We start from the raw sequence: 17,984 nt of genomic DNA, 5'->3' as shown, positions 1-17,984 counted from the left end.
GGGCGGTGGATACCGGTGAGTTGCTCGCTGGCATATATCCCGTCCTGGTCCTGTTTGCGGTGCTGGCCGACCTAAAGACTTTCACCGCCCAGCCGTCAGAGGCCGACACGTCGCTTCCGCCGCTTCTTGGCATCATCGTCGTCGTCCTGGCGTTGACGCCGTTGTTCATCCCGGCGCATATCGCTGCCTCTCGTCTGCGCCGTCGCCTTGCCGGATGGCAGTTGTCGGTGGAGATCTGTCAGGTGCTGGCACCGCCCCACGAGCAAGAGGAGGACGACCCGCTGGAGCTTCCGGAAACCCTCAGCACGCTGGCCGACGCCCACCGCAGCCAGCTTGTCGAGATCGCTGTGCTACTCGATCAAACTGCAATGCTTTGGGACCGTCGACAATCACCAGGGTTCGCACCGCACCCTGCGGCGACCGTGCTCCGTGCCGTCAGCACGTCGATCCGCCGCCACCTGCAAAGCCCTCAATCGTGCGATCCCACGCTCCCCGGTGACGTGCGAGAGACACTACGCATGGTGCTGGAACTGCTCGTAGAGCCGAACCGCACATCGTTGTTGTGCGAACTCGCCTCCCGAGTCCAGGCGTTCGACGAAGACGGGAAGCCCGGCGTCGAGACATTCGTCAAGCCGCCCGGCCGCCTCGCAGTGGCCATGACGAGGCTGACCGACAGCACACAGCGAACCGCCGCCGTCCTAGCCGCAGTGACCGGAATGGCGGCCACGTTCATGGCTGTCGCGCTGGCCCTCCTGGGTGAGATCGACTCCGATGTGTTACTTGGTCACCTCAAATAGGCCACCACGTCGGTGCGTGGACAGTCCAAGTCGTTGGTCGGGTCCGAGAAGTTGCTTTCTCATCCAACAGGCGCGTTCACCCCGAGGACATCTGGCAAAAGGTGCAGTAGCCATGCGTACGTGTCTGGAGCTAGATCTTCGGGTACTTCGGCCTCGCGTGCGCTCATGAGTTCGCCGAGTAGGTTGCGAAGTTCGGCGGAGTGCCCCTCGATGTAGGCGGCGCGCATGAGGTCGTGCCACGGCCCGTCGTCGCCTCTGTGGGGATCGGCTGCCCAAGCTTGTTGAACGGCCCAGCGGGCGTTCGTTGTGTCGCTGGCGTCCAGGTACATGGTCGCGAGCCGGTGGGCGGTGTCCACGATGGCGGAGGTGATGTGTCCGGGGTAGATGTCGGATTCGGCGAGCCATGTGTATGGGTTTCTGGCTCCTGCCGCATAGGCACGGTCGGCGCCGTCGAGCGGTACGCCACGGACCAGGTCGAGGGCTGCCCGTAGGTCTCGGATCCCGGCTGGGCCGTGAGCTTCGCCGCGACTGCGGAGCCGCTTGAACAGATGCCAGTCGAGTAGATAGCCCTCTTCGAGGCGGTAGACGCGGTCCGGGCCCATCTCCGGTAGCCACGGGCTGCCGTCTGGTGTCTCGCCGAGCCATCGACGGGCACGGGTGATAGCCACGCGGCGGGACGTGTCTTTGACTTGCTGGTCTGGCCACATGGCTTCGGTGAGTTGTTCTCTCGTGGCGCCGCGGGCTCCTCGTTGGGCAAGGTAGACGATGAGTTCCCCGTGGAATCGGCGGCGTTGATCGGGTACGGCGCCCGGGGCATCGACGGTGACTGGGCCGAGGATTCCGACGCGGGGTCGGGTGCGATCATGTTGCTGCCAGGCGTCAAGGTCTGCGTCGAGCCTGGGGTCGGCCTGCTTGCGGCGCTGGCGGGCGGCTGCGGTGACGGCTCGTTGGGTGGCAGTGGTTGCTAGCCCGGCGGCGAGCGGCTGATGCGGAATGTGCAGAATCGAACTCGGTCGGCGTTCGGGCTCTGCGGAGGTGGAGCGCTGCGCCTTCTCATCGTCCGGGTCGGGTAGGTCCTCGGCGAATGGAAGAAGACCGCCGGCGGCATCGGTGTCCGTCGCCCAAGATTCGGTCTCGGCTGCCACCGGGGTGGGCTCGTCGAGGGCGGCTCGGGCTTGGCGCATGATCTCAGCGAGCGGTTCCAGCTCGGCTGCGGGCAGTCCGGCTGCGATGGCGGTGGTCTGGAGGAAGGGCAGCGCGACGTGCAGTGTGGCGTCGCTGTCGACCGTGATGTTGTTAGGCCCGATGCTCTGGCCCGGCTTCGCGATGGTGACGACCGCGACCGCGCACCGGCCGCGGTTGTCGAGGTCGTTGCCGAGTTCAGCGAGGCCGTCCCTCGCCTGCTCGTCGGTGTCGGCGACGAGCAGGAGTTGCGGAGCCCACGCATCGCCGACATCGGCAATGCGGCCGTGCAGGGTGTCGCTCACATCGGCGTGGCGGAGGGCACTGGTGATTGCCACTGCTCGGCGCCGTAGCCGTGCGGTTGTTTCCGCTATGTTGCTGACGGCTCGGATGCGATCAGGGTTGAGCGCGATCAGTTGCTCTGCTTGGTCTACGGGGAATCCGGCCAGGATGACTTCGACGTCATCGCTCCACCTGTTGCAGGCCGCTTCGCTGGCGATGTATCGGAGAAGGGCGAGGGCGCGTTCGGCATCGCCGCCGATGGTGAGGCTTCCAAGACGTTCGAGGTCGAGCATGAGGTGGCGGCCTGGCTCCGAGCCAACGGCGACGAGTATCGGAAGCGGGGCGAGCTGTCCCTCGGCGGCGGTGAGGCTGGCGTCGGTGGGCAGGGTCCAGTGGGTGCCGTCCGCCGTCCAGGGCGCCGGTGGATGGGGCTCAGGGTGCGCAAGGATCAGGTTGATGGTGCCGTCATGGATCGCGGCGGCGGTGACGTCGGGAAGTTCCGCGGGATCCCGGTCTGAGAGGGTCTGCGTGAGGCTGCGCAGTGCGGTGTCGAGTCGGTCGACGTCGGCGGGTTGTTCCGCGACGAGGAGGGTCTTCTCGATGGCGCCGTTTCGGGGGTGCGGTAGGCGTCGCCCTGGTCGGCGGTGTTGACGCTGCTGGCGACGGAGCCGACGGACGGTGGTCAGAACGAGTGCGGCCACGAGGGAGGCGCTGGTCAATGCGGTGACCGTGACGATGGCGTTGCTGTCGTCGTCTTCATCTGTTGAGGGGCGGTCATGGGCGCCGGCTTCCGGGTTCTCGGTGGTGCTGTGATCCGTGCCCAGCTCAGCCGGTGGTGCAGGGGCGGGTGACGAGGGCTCTGGTGTTGCCGGTTGCTCTGATGCTGTGGCTGACGGCTCGGGGATGGGCTGCGGGGCGGGTGCTTCCAGGTCGGTTGAGGGGGCGGGCTGTTGCGGGATGGGGGTGTCGCTGGCGAGACGTCCTCGGGCGTGATCGCGAACTCCGCGGTCGTGTGCGTCGGAGGGAAGTCGGATCTGTTGGCCGCGGACGATGTGGTCGGGGAACCGTGAATCTTTGGCCTTGAGGTCGGGGTTGAGTTCGGCGATCTCGGGGTATCGGTCGCCATTACCGAGGAACCGCTCGGCGACGTAGTACAGCCAGTCGTTGCGGACGACCGTGTAGACGTGTTCGCTGGTGGCTGCCTCGGCCGCACCCTGGGTCGAAGCCTTGTGGAAAAGCTGACCGGTGCCGGACACCGGCACTCGCACCGTCCACTCCGGGTACACGCGGGTGCTGCCTGGCTGTAGTTGCCGACCGTCGGGCTGGTCGATGCCGTAGGTCGCCTCGGCGATGCGCTTCCAGGGCACGTTGTAGCGGTCTGCGATGTCGAGCAGACTCTCGCCTCGGCCGACGCGGTGGTCGACGTACCCGTGGGTGGGCTGTGAATGCTCGCGGGTGCTGGTTGAGGTGCGGGCATCCTCGGCGCTGTGGTTGGCGGTGATGGCGGTCGGGGCTGGTCCCGGGGCGGTCGACACTGACGCCGACGACAGCGCCGGGGCGGCGAAGACGCCGATAGCGGCGGCGACAAGAAACGCTGCGGCGCGCTGTTGCAGGCGCATGCCGGGGAGTCGTCGGGGCTGAGGTGGGATGCCACCGGTGCGGCGACTGCGGATTTGGGTGGGGATCTCGACGGTGAGGGCGACCAGAAAGCTGAGCCAGCCCCAGCCTGCGAGCGCGATGGCGATCCACCCAAGGAGGGTGAGGGCGTGGATGAACAGGGAGCCGTCGTCCCTGGTCGTGACCGCTTGCCAGAGTTGGTGGAGGCTCGCACCTGGGTCGTTCCATGTTTGCGTCGCCCAGGCAGCAAGGTCGGGGAGCGGGTTGCCTGCCGCCCACAGCAGGAGTAGGGGCAGGGCGACGATAAGCAGCATGGCGGCCAGCGCGCCGAGCCCGGTGAGGATCTGGCTGGGGCGGCGGTTCTTCGCCATCGGTGCGGTTGGTGCCACGGATTGCTCCTTGTTTGCTGCTATTGGGCCACGAGGGTGACGGTTGCTGTTCCGGTCACGGTCGTGCTCCCGAGGGCGCCGAAGAGGTCGAGCAGGAGTGGGTCCCAGGTCAGTGACACAGTGGCGGTGAGGTTCTGGCGGTCGGGCGCTACCGTCACGGAGCCGGTGACTCCGTCGAGGCCGGCGAGGTACGCCTGGGCGGCTTCTGCGGCGAGCGCAGGGTCAACCTCTTTGGATCCGCCGGTTATGGCCTGGCCAGCGTTGATGGCTTGGCCGGCGGTGCGAGCGGTTTCGGACGCGATGTTGTCGGCTCGCTGGAGAGCTCGTACCTTGGCGCCGCCGTCGACGACGAGACCGAGCATGGCGAGGAACGCGGGCGCAAGGATGGCGAAGTACACGGTGACTCGGCCGTGGTCGTCGTGGAGCCTGGTGCGTACCGTGCGGGTCATCCTCTGCTCCGGTATTGGTCGAGCGGGCTGGTGAAGGAGGCCGTCAGGGGTGCGCTGCCGGGCATGCCAGGCAGGGCGATGTCGGTGAAGGTGGCGTGGCAGGTCAGCGTCGCGGTGACGGTGGCGGGTTCGCCGACCGGCACGCTGAAACCCTGGGTGTTGATGGTGACGGTGAGGCTGCTACAGCTCAGTCCTTGTGCGTCGAGGGTCGAGGTCGCGGCGCCGGTCGCCTGTGACTGGGCGGTGCTGGCGTCGCGGGCCAGCGATGCCGCGCGGGCGGCATCGAACGCGGCGGCTTCGATGGACTGGCGGGCCAGGTTCACCCGGCCCCCGATGAACAGCGCGGCGATGAGCGCGAGAACGGCGGGGGCGACCACGGCCAGCTCGACGGATGCCGAGCCGCGGTCGGAGGGCGGAGCTGGTGCGCGGATCATGGTGCGGGGTCGGTGACGCGTTCGATGCTGCCGTGGGCGGTGCGGCTGATCGAAAAGGTCATCCCGGGTAGTAGGGAGATGGAGTTTCCGGTGACGGTCACGCGGACATCCGTCGCGGTACGGGTGACGCTGACATGGGAGTTTGACAGGCCCGTTCCGGCGCTGGCGAGGAAGTTGTTCGCGTGGTCGGCGCCGCTGCCGGGTGGGGCGTTGTAGCCGCGTTCGACGTTGACGCCCTGGGTGGCGGCTGCCAGGGCGATCGAGTTGGCGTAGTAGACGATCCCCACCTGGAAGCCGCCAAACCCGAGCAGCAGCATCGGGGCGGCGACGATGGCGAACTCGACGGGGGAACTACCCCGATCGCGCTCCGAGTGGAGTCTCCACCGTAAGCGGGCCGGCCACCGCGCTCTCGGCGGCCGTCGGGCTCCCGATGACAGGGCCATGGTCACTCCCCTGCCTGGGGAATCAGGGCGACCCAGCCATTGGCGGCAGCGACGATGAGGCCGGCGATGGTGACGGCCAGCCCAGCGATGATCGCGGTGATGATGGCGGTGGAGATAGGGCTGTCGCCGCGCTCGCGCTGCTGCGGGTCGATGATGTCCTGCCAGCGCTGTGTCAGTACGACGAGCAGTCGACGTCCCTGCTTCATGTCGTTTCCTTTCGTTTCGATTGCCCTGTTAGTGCTGAAACAGTTGGGTCATGAATGGATAGATGACGAGGACGAGAACGATGAAGATCAGGGCGGCGGCGGGAACGTCCAGCTTGCTGGTGCGAAGTTCCGCCTCAGCGAGCGCTTCCGTCCGGAGTTGGTCGCGGAGGGAGTCCGCGCGTGCCCGCAACGTGTCGTACACGTCGGCGCCGTCGGAGCCTGCGGTCCTCATGATGTCGGCGAGATCGCCGAGTTCGATGACCTCGATGTCCCGGGAGAGGGCTTTGAGCTGGTCCCACGGTGGTGAGAGTTGCAGTTGTGCGTTCAACAGCGCATCTCTGGTGCGGGCGAAGACCCAGCCCTGGCAGATCGAGGCGGCACGATCGAGGGATTCCACCGGGCCGTGCCCAGCGATGACCTGGTGTGCAGCCAGATCAAGGTAGGTGCACATCGCCCGGCGGAACTCGTTGCGGGCTGCGGCGGCCTTGGTCAAGACCTCGCGGTGGGCGAGCCAGGCAGCGCCGAGCGAGGCAAGGACGGCCCCGCCTGCGGGAATGACGGGCGGAATGGAGATCCGCAGAACGATGACCGCAAGGGTGAGCAGGGCCGGGAAGGCGAGCGCGAGCAGCGCGGACAGGCCGAGCGTCAAATAATACTGCTCTGGGGTGCGGCCCAGGAGACGCAGGTCGGTGTGTGGAACCTGGGTGTAGCGGCGGAGCCAGCCGACCATGGGCGGTGGTGGGGTTACGCCGGCTACCGGATGGAGTCGGCGCAGGGCCGGTCCGAGGGCGGGCGCTGCGGGTATCGCCTGCATCAGCAGCAGGAACACGCCAAGGCCGAGCATGCCTCCTGCGAGGAGCATGGCGATCTGCGTGCCGCTCATGCCAGGGCCGCCGTCTGGGGGGCGCCGGTGGGCGGTAGCAGGCGTGGTCGGGGTGGCGGCAGGCTCAACCGCCGGACGAGGACCATGAGGAACACGTACAGCCCGGCGAGTCCGAGGAGGACGAGCTGCCCGAGTGGTGTGCTGTAAGGGCGTAGGTAGTCCGGGTTGAAAGCGCCGTAGATGATCAGCGCGAGCGTCATCCCGGATAGGAAACGCACCGCGAAACGTGGGCCGGCACGTTTCGCGTCGATGGTGGCCCGCATGTCGATCTCGGCGGCGATTGAGCGGGAGATCGCGGCGAGCACCTCGTGGAGCCCTTGGCCCCGGTCCTTGAGGTGCAGCATCAGCGGTGCGATGACCTGGTCGCACGTGTAGTCGTCGACCTCGTCGGCGAACTGTTGCAGCGCGGTGGCGGGCTCGACGTTGGCCTGTATCCGAGCGGCGAGGTCCCGCACTTCCTGCTCAATGGCGCGGGGTGCGGTGGCGGCGGTGGCGACGATCGCCTGCTGGAGTCCGATGCCCTGGCCGACGATGTCGGCCAGCCGCCGGGTCCAGAACTCGACGCCCTTCAACCGGCTAAGTGCCTTCTGCTCGATGCTGGCGGCCGAGAACAGCCACGGGATGCCGGGTACCGCTACCCCGACGATGAGCCCGGCTGCGGGCCATCCGGACAGCAGCCATGCGATCGCGCCGCCACCGACTCCCGCCACGATCTTGTATTGGTGGGCGCGTTGTTCACGGCGTGTACGGCCGGCGCCGGTCCACAGCTCGAGAAGACGCACGGCAAGCGCGGACGGCGGCCGGGGCGGGCGGGTGGTGCCGACCACGCCGACAATGCCGACCACGACACCGCCGATGGCGAGCAGCCCGGCGAGGATGGCGATCAGGTCCAGGATCATGCCCGCCTCGTGAGGCTGAGCAGCGGCGTTGTCCAGGTGCCGTGGTTGGAGTCGCCGAGCTGGATGTAGCCGGTGAGCACCCGTGGGTCGTAGCCGACACGGACGAGCTGGTCGCGTAGCCGGTCGGGAAGGTGGCGGGGCACGGCGCGCCCGTCTGGTCCGGGTCCGAAGATCGTTGTCGTGACCATGCGGTCGTCGTGCATGCCGCCGACCTCGACCACCTCCGAGACATGGCGGTGCTTGCGGCCACCGAGACGGGTCTCGTCCTCGACGGTGATGTAGACGATCAGGTCGATGGCGCCGGCCGCCATGCGCCGGGCGAGGTCGGCGGTCATCTCCGGGCCGTGTTGCAGCGCCAGTTCGATGATGCGGTCGATGACCGAGCGCGCATTGCGGGCGTGGATGGTGCACATCGATCCGCGGCTGGTGGACATGGCCTGGAGCATCGGCACGATCTCGCGGGACCGGACTTCACCGACGATGATCCGCTGCACCGACAGCCGCAGCGTGATCGGGATCATGTCGGAGATGGTCACTTCCCCGGCAGGTCGCCCATCGGCGGCGCGGGCGCCGTGTCCTTCGCGGGCTTCGAGGCTCATCACCCACCGCCGTTTGCGGTGGGTGCCCAGCTCCCGGCTCTCTTCGAGGGTGATGTACTGCTCATCCTCCGGGATCCGGGCGGACAGCCCGCGCAGCATGGTGGTCTTTCCCGCGTCCGCCAGGCCGGCGATCATGATGTTGAGGCCGGCGTCGACGGCAGCCGTCAAAAAGTCGTACAGCAGGGCGTCGATCGCCCCGTACTTGTCGCGGAGATCCTCCAGCGTGACGTCAATCAGGGTGTGCTTGCGGATGACGACGTACGGTCGGACCGCGACCTGGTAGATGACGGTAAGCCGGCTGCCGTCGGGAAGCTGCATGTCGAGCCACGGCTTGCTGGCCGACAGCGATCGCTCGGTAGCCCCGGCGCGCATCGCGAGCACCTGGCACATGCTGACCAGTTCGTCATCGCTGTCGGCCACCGGCGGCCCGCTGCTGATGTGCCCGTCGATGTGTTCGATCCGAACGTTGTCGCAGCCGACGATGTGCACGTTCACGATGTCTCGACGGTCGAGCAGGCTCTGAAGACGGCCCAGACCGAACAGGTCCGCGGCGACCGCGTCGAGCAGTTCGGTTTCCTGCCGCAGGGATACCGGCTGGCCGGCTTGCCCGAGGGCGTCGACGTGTTCGCGGACCACCCGCGCCGCGATCCGCTCCCCCTCCGCCTGGCGGTGCTCGTGCGACACGTTCGGCGTCTCGCGCAGGACCGCGGTGAGCTGCTCCGAGATCCTGCGGCGCAGTTGCCGCACAACCGTGTAGTCGATCGACGCCGAGGAAGCGGGTTCCTCCAGAGTCGGGGTGGGCGGCCTGGATGCTGGCGGGCGCGCACCGTTCGCCGTCGTGGCGGGCGACTGCCAGCCGGCGCCGTTGAGGTGCTGCCGATCAGGCACGACTCACCTCGCTCTGGGAGGCCGTAGCGGAGAGCCGGGCGCGGCGCGCCGCGATGGCGCGGCTGGCGACCGGCTCGATCGACGCGGCGGCCCGCAGCAGTTCGGGGTTGCGTCGTAGCCGGCCGCCGTCGCTGAGCACCGTCGCGGTACGCGGGTCATCGGGCACGCTGGCCAGAATCGGGAGTTGAAGCCGCTGTTCAAGGTCCCGGCTGGCGTAGGCGCCCTCGCCAATCGTCACCAAAGCTATCGCGCTGGGATCGCGGCCGTGTTCCGTCAGCTCGCGGCGTAGGTGCGCGATCGCCGGTAGAACCGGAGAGATCGTGCGTAGAGTCAACGGGCGCAGGACGAGCAGGATCAGGTCGGCGCGATGCAGCAGCGGCCACGGCGCGGTCGACGTCGTCAGCCGGCCGCAGTCGGCGATAACGTCCACACCCCGGCCCTGATATTCGAGGTCGGCGAAGAAGCTGGTCAGCCGCTCCCACGTCGGGCGCAGGGTGCCGGCCTGGACCGGATCGGTGATGCCGGGCAGGACGAGCCGACGGCCGGGATTACCCGAGTCGAGGTCGATCAGTTGGCTCGGGAACTCCTCGCGTACCCGCCCCCGCAGGTCGGCGACGGCCAGGGGCAGCAGCCCTCTGGGTGGGATCTCCAGGCCCGATAGGTAGCCGGCGAGGATGTCCCCGCCGGCCGGATCGCATTCGGCGAGCAAGGTGGGACGGGACCACGAGAGGGTGCAGGCGAGCGCGAGAGTGCTCACCCCCGGTGACCCCTTGGCCGACACCATCGCAATCACTGCCATGATCGTCAATCTCCGGGGATCAGGACAACGGCAATCCGACCAGCGGCGGCACGGGCCGCGACGAGAGGCCCGTCGCGGTCGGCCACGGTGACGTTGACGAGCATCGTCCCGTCCTTGCTGCCATCGGCCACATCGGTAACGGTGGCCGGGATGTTCACTGGCGGCCCGGCGGCCGGCTGCTGCTGCGTCCCGTTGTCGTCGGTAGTAATCACCAGCAGGACCGAGGCGCCCGGGGCAAGACGCTCGTGGGGTAGCCGGTTCTGCGCCAGGCTGATGCCGACGAGCTGCTGTCCCGGCCCGGGGTACGCCTGCTCGGTGAGCTGATCGGCAGCCAGCAACGTGCCGGGTACCAGACCGACGGCGGCATGCCGTCCCACGGCCTGGTCGGGCTGGTCTGCGGGGATCGGCTTGAGCGCCGGGTCAACGGTGATCCGGACCGTGGTGAGGTGCGCCTCCGTGATGACCTCGCCCATCGCGACAGGCCGCACTACCGCCAGGTACTCGCCCGTGGCGCCGACGGTAAGAAGGACTCGCCAGGCGATGAGTCCCCCCGCTGCGATCAGGGCCACGGCGAGCCAGACCAGGGCGGGACGCCACCGTCGTTGCGGCGCCACCCGAGGTACGGTGATCGAGGCGGCGACCGGAGACGTCGTGCCCCGGGCGGAAGGCTCCGTCGCGGTCGTCATCGTGTAACCACCTGCAACTCCTCGATCGCGATCGTTGTCGATGATGTGCGTGTGACGGTGAGCGCTCCGGTTTGGCCACCGCCGGCCCAGGTCACCTGCCAGGTGGTGGTGCCTTCGACGGTGTAGCGGCCTCCGGGCCGGGTGCTGCTCGGCTGGCGGTAACCCTGGTGGTATCCGCATGTCGGCGACGTGGCCCGGCCGAAGGACGCTTTGTAGGCGGTGCCGGGGTTGTCGCAGGTCACGCGGTTGCCGTCGCCCATGCTCCAGGTGATCTTCTCGGCACGCGCCGTCGCGGTGACCGACAGCCCCGGTACGGAAGCGGTGGCGCTGGCGGGCCCCCACGTCTCCGCGGAGGCGGGCGTCCACAGCCAGACCGGTAGGCCCACCAGCCCCGCGCTGCCGGGCGAGTCGTCGGGGGCGATGCCGATGTCCGGACCCCGGATCGGGAGCTGGTTCACCGCCTGGGCTGCCAGCTCCGCCGGGGTGGGCAGGCCACCGAAGCCGGGTGGCGGTGCGGCCCTCCAGAACGGCGTGAAGCCGGTGAGGCCGGGCCAGCCACAGGCCGCAAGGTAGATGCGGCCGTCACCTGGTGCGTGGCCCTGCCAGATGGGATCACCTGCCGGCGGCTGCGGATCAGCCAACTCCCAGAAGCACTCGTCCTCCGGGTTGTACCAGCCGAGGCCAGGCTTGTAGCAGCCGGGCCACGGCTCCCTCTCGCAGGTCTTGGATGAGCCGCCGCCGCTACCACCACCGGAATCACCAGGGCTCGCCGGCCCGCCCGGCGTCTCCACCACGATGTAGCAGTCGCCACCGTCGGGCGGGCAATAGACGTAGTCCGCGTAGGCAGGCGAACCGACGAGCACCAGGCCGCCTGCCAGCATCACCAGGCCGATCAGACCGACCGCGATGCGTCTCAACATGGTCGCTCCCGCTGGGCGGTGGATTCCCGAATGAGCCAACGACCGTCGTCGTACAGAGCGGCCTCGGCGGTGACGATGTACCGCTTCGCCTGTCCCGGGACACCAGCAGGCTTACCGTTCGACTTGTAGACGGTCTGCCAGTTGGTGCCGTCGAAACAGTCCTCGATAGTGGCGGTAAAGGGTCGACTGTCGACGTTGACCTTGATGACCTGTGCGTTCCAACTCGGTTGACCCTTCGTGGTCAGCCCCTGGTCACGCTTCTGGATCAGCTCGTACTTGAGTTGGCGCAGCAACGGATCGGCCGTGTACTTGGCCAACTCGTCGCCATCGGGGTCGTCGGCAGCGGCGGCGGCGACATATGCCTTGCGGTAGTTGTCGTAAGCCGCCAACGCGCTGGCACGCGCCTCTTGTTCAGCCGTGTCAGCCTGAGGCGCAGCCGTTGACGGCGCCGAAGTCGGCGATGGCGCCGTACCGGGTTCGGTGCCGGGCTCTTCGCTACAGCCGGCCAACAGAGCAGCCGTCACCGCCACCGCTGCCGCGATGGTGAGTCGGTGCCGTCGTCGTGCGATCACCTGAGTGCCTCCTGCCTCGTGTAGCCGCCGGTTGGCGGCGTTAGGGCAGGACGACCGGGCCGTGGCTGTCCCGCCCTACGGCAGGATCTCACCGGAGTTACGGCACTGCCGATGCCCCGATCAGCGACCGCGCATCGATATCGCCGATGCGGGCGCGGCTCGCGGCGCGATGAACGGGACGTTGTCCCGGTGTGGTCGCAGAACGACAGCCAAGGAACCGGCCAAAACAGGCTGCTGGCCACCACGTCACCTCCCCCCCGACGGCGTAGGCACCCGTTAGGTCCTACCTCATCTTGGAACCGTCCCGCTACGCACCGTTATGTACGCACCTCCGGGCACGACCAACGTGTTCGCACACAGGAGAACGCTCACCGGGGTACGCACCGAAGGGAGCGGAGGCGAGGCTTGCTGCACACCGCCGGTCAAGCACGAGGCCCCGGGCAACGCAGGTCGCGCACATGAGGCAAGGTGACCACTTGTCGCCTGACGAATCGAGGTCCACACTGACGCCAGCGCGGCATGCACCCTCACCAATACCTAGCTCTGGATGGATCGAATGGACGTCGCCGAGGGGCGCGATGATCTACGACACGCCGTCGAGTTCTTCGCGACGCCGCTGATCGTTGATCTCTTAAGAGCTGTCAGAGACAGCACCAAGGCCGACGACTGCCTCACGGTTCCCAGCGATGACGAGATCGTGCGGCACGCCGTCGAGGTGTTGACTGCCAACGGGACGGTGCACTGCGTGGAGGGCCCACCCGCGTCCGGCGTACGGCATTTGACTCTCACGGCCAAGGGTGTCCAGGTCTGCGACCTGGTAGACGAAGTGGTGGGATCCGGCTACGACATTGGCGAGTGGTTCGTTGATCGCCACGGCGACCATGGGCGGGCCCAGATAGAGCCGTCGAAGCCGGCCACGGATCGAGCCTCGACGTGGTGACGCACGGGTAACTTTCTTTCCAGGCCATTTGGGTGCATACCCCGACAAGTGCAGTCCTTCTTTGCTGCCAAGCATGGCCTAAACCCTTGACAGCACCGCCGTACCCCGATGACATGGCATGCGCAATGTCAGATGCCCGACACCTGGAGTAAGCAGCACTGCTCGGGGCGACGGGGGGCGAGGGATGGTGCAGTGGAGTTTGTCGACCTCATCGAGATTCGCGAACTGGTCCAGTATCAGCATGTCGTCGCCGCCGTAGCCTGCCTCGGCGAGCGCCCCATGCGCTACGGGGAGCTAGGAACTGCCATCAGCGAGTGGACGGGTTCGCGGATCGCCGACGGGGAGCTAACCCGCACCGTCCGACGCCTGGAAGCCGGCGGGTTGGCAGAGGTCGTCCCAGGCAACGACGGACATCGCCTGCTCAAACTGACGCCCGAGGGCCACAACCGCAGAAAGAAAGCCGCCGCACTGGGCAAGGTCTTGCGTGACTGGACTGGGGATCAGGCAGAGCGGGAGACGGACCAGTAAGGTGCCTCGGCTGCGACAGCCCCGGCCCATTGGACAAACGAGCCGGAGCTTAACTCAAGAATGTTCGCCAGCGAGATCGTGCCGCGCTACTGGGCCCTTGGATGGCGACGATGATCGCCAGTGCGCTGACCACGAACGTTCACCAGCCGGACTCTCCGGTTGCGCTCATGCCTTCCGTGAATAGCTAATTTGAGTCGCTCAGTCAAATAGGCGAAGGGGCCCAACGGCGGGCGGCTTCCTCCACTCATCCGCGCTCTGCAGAACGAACTCGACCAGGGCGTTCCCAGGAGGCCGAAAATAGACATGACGGTACGAGTTGCGCACCTGAGCAGCGTTTATTTTGTCTATCTTCTTATTGTTCGCCTTCGAGTAGACTGCCTCTTGTGACGGCAGTCGAATTGCGTATTTCGGCGTGAGCGGCATCGTCCACTCACGTGCGGCGTAGAGGCCGAGCCCGTTGTGCGGCCCCGTTTCGTGCCGTCGACCATGAGGACTGGTTCCGCAAACCGGAGCATCCGCGATCAGGAATTCCTTGGATTTCGGTGCTGCGATGATCTCGAACGTGATTTGCGAGAAGATGCGCTGGACGCGACGAAAAGCTTCCTCGGCCTTCACCCGGAACAAGGACTCGACCATCTCCTGCTGACGGTCTCGCACGATACACTCCACCGTTTGCTGATACTCCTCCGTCGAGGATGGAAGGCGCCCGTGACGCCGAAAGAACTCTAACGCGAGCCTGCGCTGGTACTTTTGAATTATTCCCGGAAATTGGCCGATATAAGCCTCGGACGCGGCATTTTGAGCGAGAGAGCGCATGTGGACACTTCTTACGTAGTGAAGCGCCACTGCATCTCGCAGGATGCTGGCCGAGACGTCGTCTCCGAAGATGCTCCCATCCTTTAAAGAGCGCAACGCCTTTGCGAGATGTGTCTCCGTCTTCTGCCACAGCTTCTCGATAGAAGAAGACGCTACAGGCATCCAATCCTTAATCTTTCCGCATCCGCGAGTGCCGAGTACCTTCCGCGACTTGAACTCAAGGTTGTAGGCCGCAAGGCTCGCGCCGCCGTTCTTGTCTCTCTCGGAGAACTCGCGCAGGACGACTTGAGAGACCACATGCTGGTCGGAGACCAGCGGCTCATCGCGGTCTTCTACCGCCCGCATGAGCTCGTCGAGCTCGCGTGCGCTGAGCGCCGCCGGTGGAAGTGGCAAAGCGGGGTTCATCCATTCTTGTGGCGTCCGCTGCATAGCAACATTCTAGGCGGAACATCATGTTGGGAAAACTCAGGTTTCTAACGTTTCAGGTACACCTTCACCACATGCTCGACGTCGGCGTCGCACTACGACGGTTACCCCCTCCGCGAAACGCGCATGCGGCACGTCAGGTGGTCACCGCCAACGAGATCACCAGCCGCTGCCCGAAGAAGACTTGCCCGCTCCGCGATGTCCTGCAGGAGAAGATCCCAAACTGGGTCAACCGCCATGCCTTCATGCGCAAGAAAGTTGCGAGCGATGCGAGCTTTGCCGATGATTTGCATCGACTCCTCATCGCGAACGACAATTCGAACGATGTCTTGCAGGGTTCCTGCGAGAGGTTCGCCCTTCGGCAGCCTCGCGACAAGCTACGGGAGACGACCAGCTTCAATCGAGGAGACCGTGGTGATCCTTGAGCCAGCCGACTCCGGCAAGATCGTAAACTAGCCATCGGTACGCCAGGCTGGTCGCCGAACATGTGTGGCCCAGGGGCAGGTCTACGTTCTGGAGCGGGCTCTGGCCGAACGTCGTCCGAGCTGTGCTGCGGCGTTCCTGGATAAAGGTCCAGAACACATGACCTTCGTCGGGTACGAGTCGCAGGTCGACGGACGGCACGTCCGATCGCTGCGCATCGCGGTCGGGGTCCAGGCTGACGATCATGTCGATCGTGTACGCGTTCTCGGTATTGACGGGGCGCCGGAGGAGTCCTTCGACTCGTACGGGCAGCATGCTGTAGAGCCCCAAGGCGTCACCGAAGGCAGGGAACGAGGTTTCGACCAGCTGCCGGTAGCCGATCAGGGCTTGTCGCACGATGTCCGTCGCCAGGGTCAAGGTCAGTTCCGGTGAGTACGTCTGCCAACTCCACCTGCCTGTCGTGGATTGATCGCCTTCGGGCCAGGGCGGCAGGAGCCTGTCGCCGTCCTCCATGACCAGTTGAGCGGCGAGCCACCGGATGTCGTCCGAGTCGACGGAGCGGCCTGTGCCTTGCCACGTCGCCCACACCGACTGGTTCACCCGCTCCATCCACTCGGTGACGGTGTCGCGCAGTTCGGCGAGGTCGATGGTACGGCGCCGGCGTGTGGCGCTGAAGTTGTAGACGAACTCGGCGAGTAGGTAAAGCCGTTCCCGGGCCAGCCATGAGGTGCGGGGAACGGGCAGGGTCCGTCTCCTGATCGCGTTCTGGAGTTGTTCTTGCAGCGCGGCCTGGGCGCGCAGCCAGCGACCAAAGTCAGAGGTCGGAAAGCGAAACCCCTCGACGCGGTGCCATCGGCCGAGGCTGGGGAACATTTCGGGAAGTTTGACGACGTCCGGCGGCGGCAACTGGTCGCGCGAGCGAGCGAGCGTCAGATAGCCGTTCTGTAACCAGGTGCCCCACTGAACGAGGCGACCGTCGCGGTGTCGTGCCAATGACTCAGCCAGGGGCCCGAGTCCGGTTAACAGGGCCTGTTCCGCGCCGCGCAGCCACTGCCCTGCACGGATGGCAAGGTCGGGCTCGACGGTGAGCTCGCCGGTAGGGTCGCGACGACTGATGAGCGCCGCGATCGCCTCATCAGATGGACCGTCATGGGTGCGGTCCGCACCGGCGTCGGCGATCTCATCGAGGACCCAGAATGCTGCCGCCGGATTGACCGTCGCAAGGCCGACGAAGAGACGTTCTTGACTCTGTTCAATGGCGGTGGACACGGCGAAGGCGAGCGCGTACCGCCACCGCGGAAACGAACTGGCCGCCGCGATCGTTTCCAGGTCAACCAGGCCCATCCGGAGGGCTTCGGATCCGAAGTATTGCTCGAAGACCGGCAACGCGAAAGTCAGCTCCGTGTGGTCGCCGACAACGAGGCCCGTTGCGGTGAGGCGACGGACGCGGGGCAACGACCCGAACGAGGCCCAGGTAACTGGCTGCGACTGTCCAAGGATCCGAACGGCTAACCGGGCTAGGTCCTGCCACGTGTCATCAGCAAACTCGTGGCTCTTCGCGTCGATCACCATCGTCGCGAGTTCAGCCAGGAGTTGAGCCCGGGATACCTCGACGTCGCGGCCAGCGTGTAGTCGGGCCGCCAGGCCAAGAGCCGTCAGCGGACTGGTGAGCAGGTCAGCCGTTTCGGTGTTCCACAGCTGCCGGGGGATATCGTCACCGAGCGCCAACCTCGCCAGCTCGGCGCCACGCTGGGCCGGCCACGGCTGGATAAGGATCTTCTCCTCGTCGGGCACGGGGATCCCCGGCCGTGCGGTCGCCAGCACGCTGACCTCGGGCCACGTGTGGACGAGTTGGCGAGCCTCGGCGAGGAGACGGGCTGCTTCCTGCAACGGGACACTGTCCAGGTCATCGATGACCACCTGGCAGCGGCCGGAGGGGTCCCCGCCGAGCTCGTTGGCGATCGCCAATTCCAAGCTGGCAGTGATGTGCCGAGCGGGAAGAAACAGCGGAATCTCGGTGTCCGGGTCGTTGGCCGCCACCTGGAGAGCCTGCCCCCACCAGCGCAGTGCGTGTTCCGACTTGCCGGCACCAAGCCGGCCCACCAGAACGCGGACCTGCCCCACTGGGACCTCAACGAGCGGTTCTTGGCTCGCCACCATCCACGCGAGTACCGCCGGCCGCCGCTCCATCGGCACGAGCGGTGTCAACCGGGAGACTCGCATGGCGTGGCCTCGCCGGATAGCCAGTTGCCACGTCTCGATCCGGCTGCGCATCCGTGGGTTGAACGGCACGACTGCGCTGATCTTCTCGATGACGGCGTCGAGGTCAAAGGGTGCGACCACCTCGCGGGCCTCTTCATCGCTGATCTGCCAACTACGGTGCGCGCGTTCAGAGGCGGCCAGCTGGTCCTGCTTCCAGGATCGCAGCATCTCCGCGGGGTACTCGTCCGGGACCTGATCAATCTCCCACGCATGAGAAAGGCACAGCAGGAGGAGATTGCCGACACCGCGGTTGTCAGCTTCGCTCATGGCTGGGTCCCAGCGAGGGCCGCCTTCGCTGCGCGCGTGAATGTGGGCCACACGGCTGTTGAGGACATGTTGACCGGTGTCCACGTTCAGTGTGTACAGCTCCGCACTGCATCCAGGCTTCGCGCACGCGAACGCAGTGCCGTAGAGCTGCCGAACGGTGCCAGGCGTGGGCACACGGTGCTCGATCGGCTTGCCCGACGCGACGGAACGCTTCGTCACGGCCCCCATTCTTCCGGACCACGGCCCGCGCCCGTCCCCCGGGCACGCACCGACTCGG

The 17,984-nt window shown here is 66.6% G+C and carries 18 protein-coding genes; 4 read left to right on the top strand and 14 right to left on the bottom strand.

The genetic code is table 11. The features are described 5' to 3' along the window. Positions 1–797 (top strand): hypothetical protein (locus Van01_RS27285; RefSeq protein ID WP_204013479.1); only part of this gene is annotated, 797 nt, incomplete at its 5' end. A gap of 59 nt (positions 798–856) precedes the next feature. On the opposite strand, the gene Van01_RS27280 is transcribed toward Van01_RS27285, so the two are convergent. From Van01_RS27280 to Van01_RS27225, 12 genes are read right to left on the bottom strand one after another with little or no spacing between them, the layout of a single operon-like run. Beyond that, complete coding sequence (locus Van01_RS27280; protein WP_204013475.1) at positions 857–4,267, bottom strand: LysM peptidoglycan-binding domain-containing protein; 3,411 nt, start codon at positions 4,265–4,267, stop codon at positions 857–859. Between the two features lie 20 nt (positions 4,268–4,287). Continuing rightward, the gene (locus Van01_RS27275; protein WP_204013472.1) at positions 4,288–4,665 is read right to left on the bottom strand and encodes a TadE/TadG family type IV pilus assembly protein; all 378 of its coding nucleotides are present in this window, start codon (positions 4,663–4,665) and stop codon (positions 4,288–4,290) included. Positions 4,666–4,712: 47 nt separating this feature from the next. Further along, positions 4,713–5,150 carry a TadE/TadG family type IV pilus assembly protein gene (locus tag Van01_RS27270; protein ID WP_204013469.1) on the bottom strand — a complete coding sequence of 146 codons (438 nt, stop codon included), beginning with the start codon at positions 5,148–5,150 and terminating at the stop codon, positions 4,713–4,715. After that, positions 5,147–5,593 (bottom strand): TadE/TadG family type IV pilus assembly protein, encoded by a 447-nt coding sequence (locus Van01_RS27265; protein ID WP_275410403.1) that lies wholly within the window; start codon positions 5,591–5,593, stop codon positions 5,147–5,149. The genes Van01_RS27270 and Van01_RS27265 overlap by 4 nt, the downstream gene beginning before the upstream one ends. 2 nt (positions 5,594–5,595) lie before the next feature. Further along, on the bottom strand, positions 5,596–5,799 hold the full coding sequence (locus Van01_RS27260; protein WP_204013463.1) for a hypothetical protein: 204 nt from the start codon (positions 5,797–5,799) through the stop codon (positions 5,596–5,598). A gap of 28 nt (positions 5,800–5,827) precedes the next feature. Next, positions 5,828–6,682, bottom strand: a complete 855-nt coding sequence (locus tag Van01_RS27255) for a type II secretion system F family protein (protein WP_204013460.1) — start codon at positions 6,680–6,682, stop codon at positions 5,828–5,830. Continuing rightward, positions 6,679–7,581 carry a type II secretion system F family protein gene (locus tag Van01_RS27250; protein ID WP_204013457.1) on the bottom strand — a complete coding sequence of 301 codons (903 nt, stop codon included), beginning with the start codon at positions 7,579–7,581 and terminating at the stop codon, positions 6,679–6,681. The genes Van01_RS27255 and Van01_RS27250 overlap by 4 nt, the downstream gene beginning before the upstream one ends. Next, positions 7,578–9,068: a TadA family conjugal transfer-associated ATPase gene (locus Van01_RS27245; RefSeq protein ID WP_204013453.1), complete on the bottom strand. Its 1,491-nt coding sequence runs from the start codon at positions 9,066–9,068 to the stop codon at positions 7,578–7,580. The genes Van01_RS27250 and Van01_RS27245 overlap by 4 nt, the downstream gene beginning before the upstream one ends. Next, positions 9,061–9,867 carry a CpaE/TadZ family protein gene (locus tag Van01_RS27240; protein WP_204013450.1) on the bottom strand — a complete coding sequence of 269 codons (807 nt, stop codon included), beginning with the start codon at positions 9,865–9,867 and terminating at the stop codon, positions 9,061–9,063. The genes Van01_RS27245 and Van01_RS27240 overlap by 8 nt, the downstream gene beginning before the upstream one ends. Before the next feature lie 5 nt (positions 9,868–9,872). Next, positions 9,873–10,553: an SAF domain-containing protein gene (locus Van01_RS27235; protein WP_204013448.1), complete on the bottom strand. Its 681-nt coding sequence runs from the start codon at positions 10,551–10,553 to the stop codon at positions 9,873–9,875. Next, on the bottom strand, positions 10,550–11,473 hold the full coding sequence (locus Van01_RS27230; protein ID WP_204013445.1) for a hypothetical protein: 924 nt from the start codon (positions 11,471–11,473) through the stop codon (positions 10,550–10,552). Before Van01_RS27230 ends, Van01_RS27235 begins: the two co-directional genes overlap by 4 nt. Then, entirely contained in the window at positions 11,467–11,862 is a 396-nt protein-coding gene (locus Van01_RS27225) for a hypothetical protein (protein WP_204013442.1), read from the bottom strand. Before Van01_RS27225 ends, Van01_RS27230 begins: the two co-directional genes overlap by 7 nt. A gap of 739 nt (positions 11,863–12,601) precedes the next feature. Here Van01_RS27225 and Van01_RS27220 point away from each other — a divergent pair. Together Van01_RS27220 and Van01_RS27215 are read left to right on the top strand one after the other, a co-directional pair. Further along, the gene (locus Van01_RS27220) at positions 12,602–12,985 is read left to right on the top strand and encodes a hypothetical protein (protein WP_204013439.1); all 384 of its coding nucleotides are present in this window, start codon (positions 12,602–12,604) and stop codon (positions 12,983–12,985) included. Positions 12,986–13,177: 192 nt separating this feature from the next. After that, entirely contained in the window at positions 13,178–13,513 is a 336-nt protein-coding gene (locus Van01_RS27215) for a hypothetical protein (RefSeq protein ID WP_204013436.1), read from the top strand. 198 nt (positions 13,514–13,711) lie between these two features. Here Van01_RS27215 and Van01_RS27210 read toward each other — a convergent pair whose 3' ends face one another. Continuing rightward, positions 13,712–14,758 (bottom strand): DUF4238 domain-containing protein, encoded by a 1,047-nt coding sequence (locus Van01_RS27210; protein WP_204013432.1) that lies wholly within the window; start codon positions 14,756–14,758, stop codon positions 13,712–13,714. A gap of 71 nt (positions 14,759–14,829) precedes the next feature. Here Van01_RS27210 and Van01_RS27205 point away from each other — a divergent pair, with 71 nt between their 5' ends. Further along, a complete protein-coding gene (locus Van01_RS27205) occupies positions 14,830–15,180 on the top strand; it encodes a hypothetical protein (RefSeq protein ID WP_204013429.1) in 351 nt (116 codons plus the stop codon). On the opposite strand, the gene Van01_RS27200 is transcribed toward Van01_RS27205, so the two are convergent. Further along, a complete protein-coding gene (locus Van01_RS27200) occupies positions 15,152–17,926 on the bottom strand; it encodes an NACHT domain-containing protein (RefSeq protein ID WP_204013427.1) in 2,775 nt (924 codons plus the stop codon). The two genes, Van01_RS27205 and Van01_RS27200, sit on opposite strands and share 29 nt — an antisense overlap. Positions 17,927–17,984 lie beyond the last annotated feature (58 nt).

It is taken from the genome of Micromonospora andamanensis (assembly GCF_016863495.1).
Lineage (GTDB): Bacteria > Actinomycetota > Actinomycetes > Mycobacteriales > Micromonosporaceae > Micromonospora > Micromonospora andamanensis.
The sequence above is the reverse complement of the archived record's forward strand: the minus strand, read 5'-3'. Positions and strand labels throughout refer to the sequence as shown.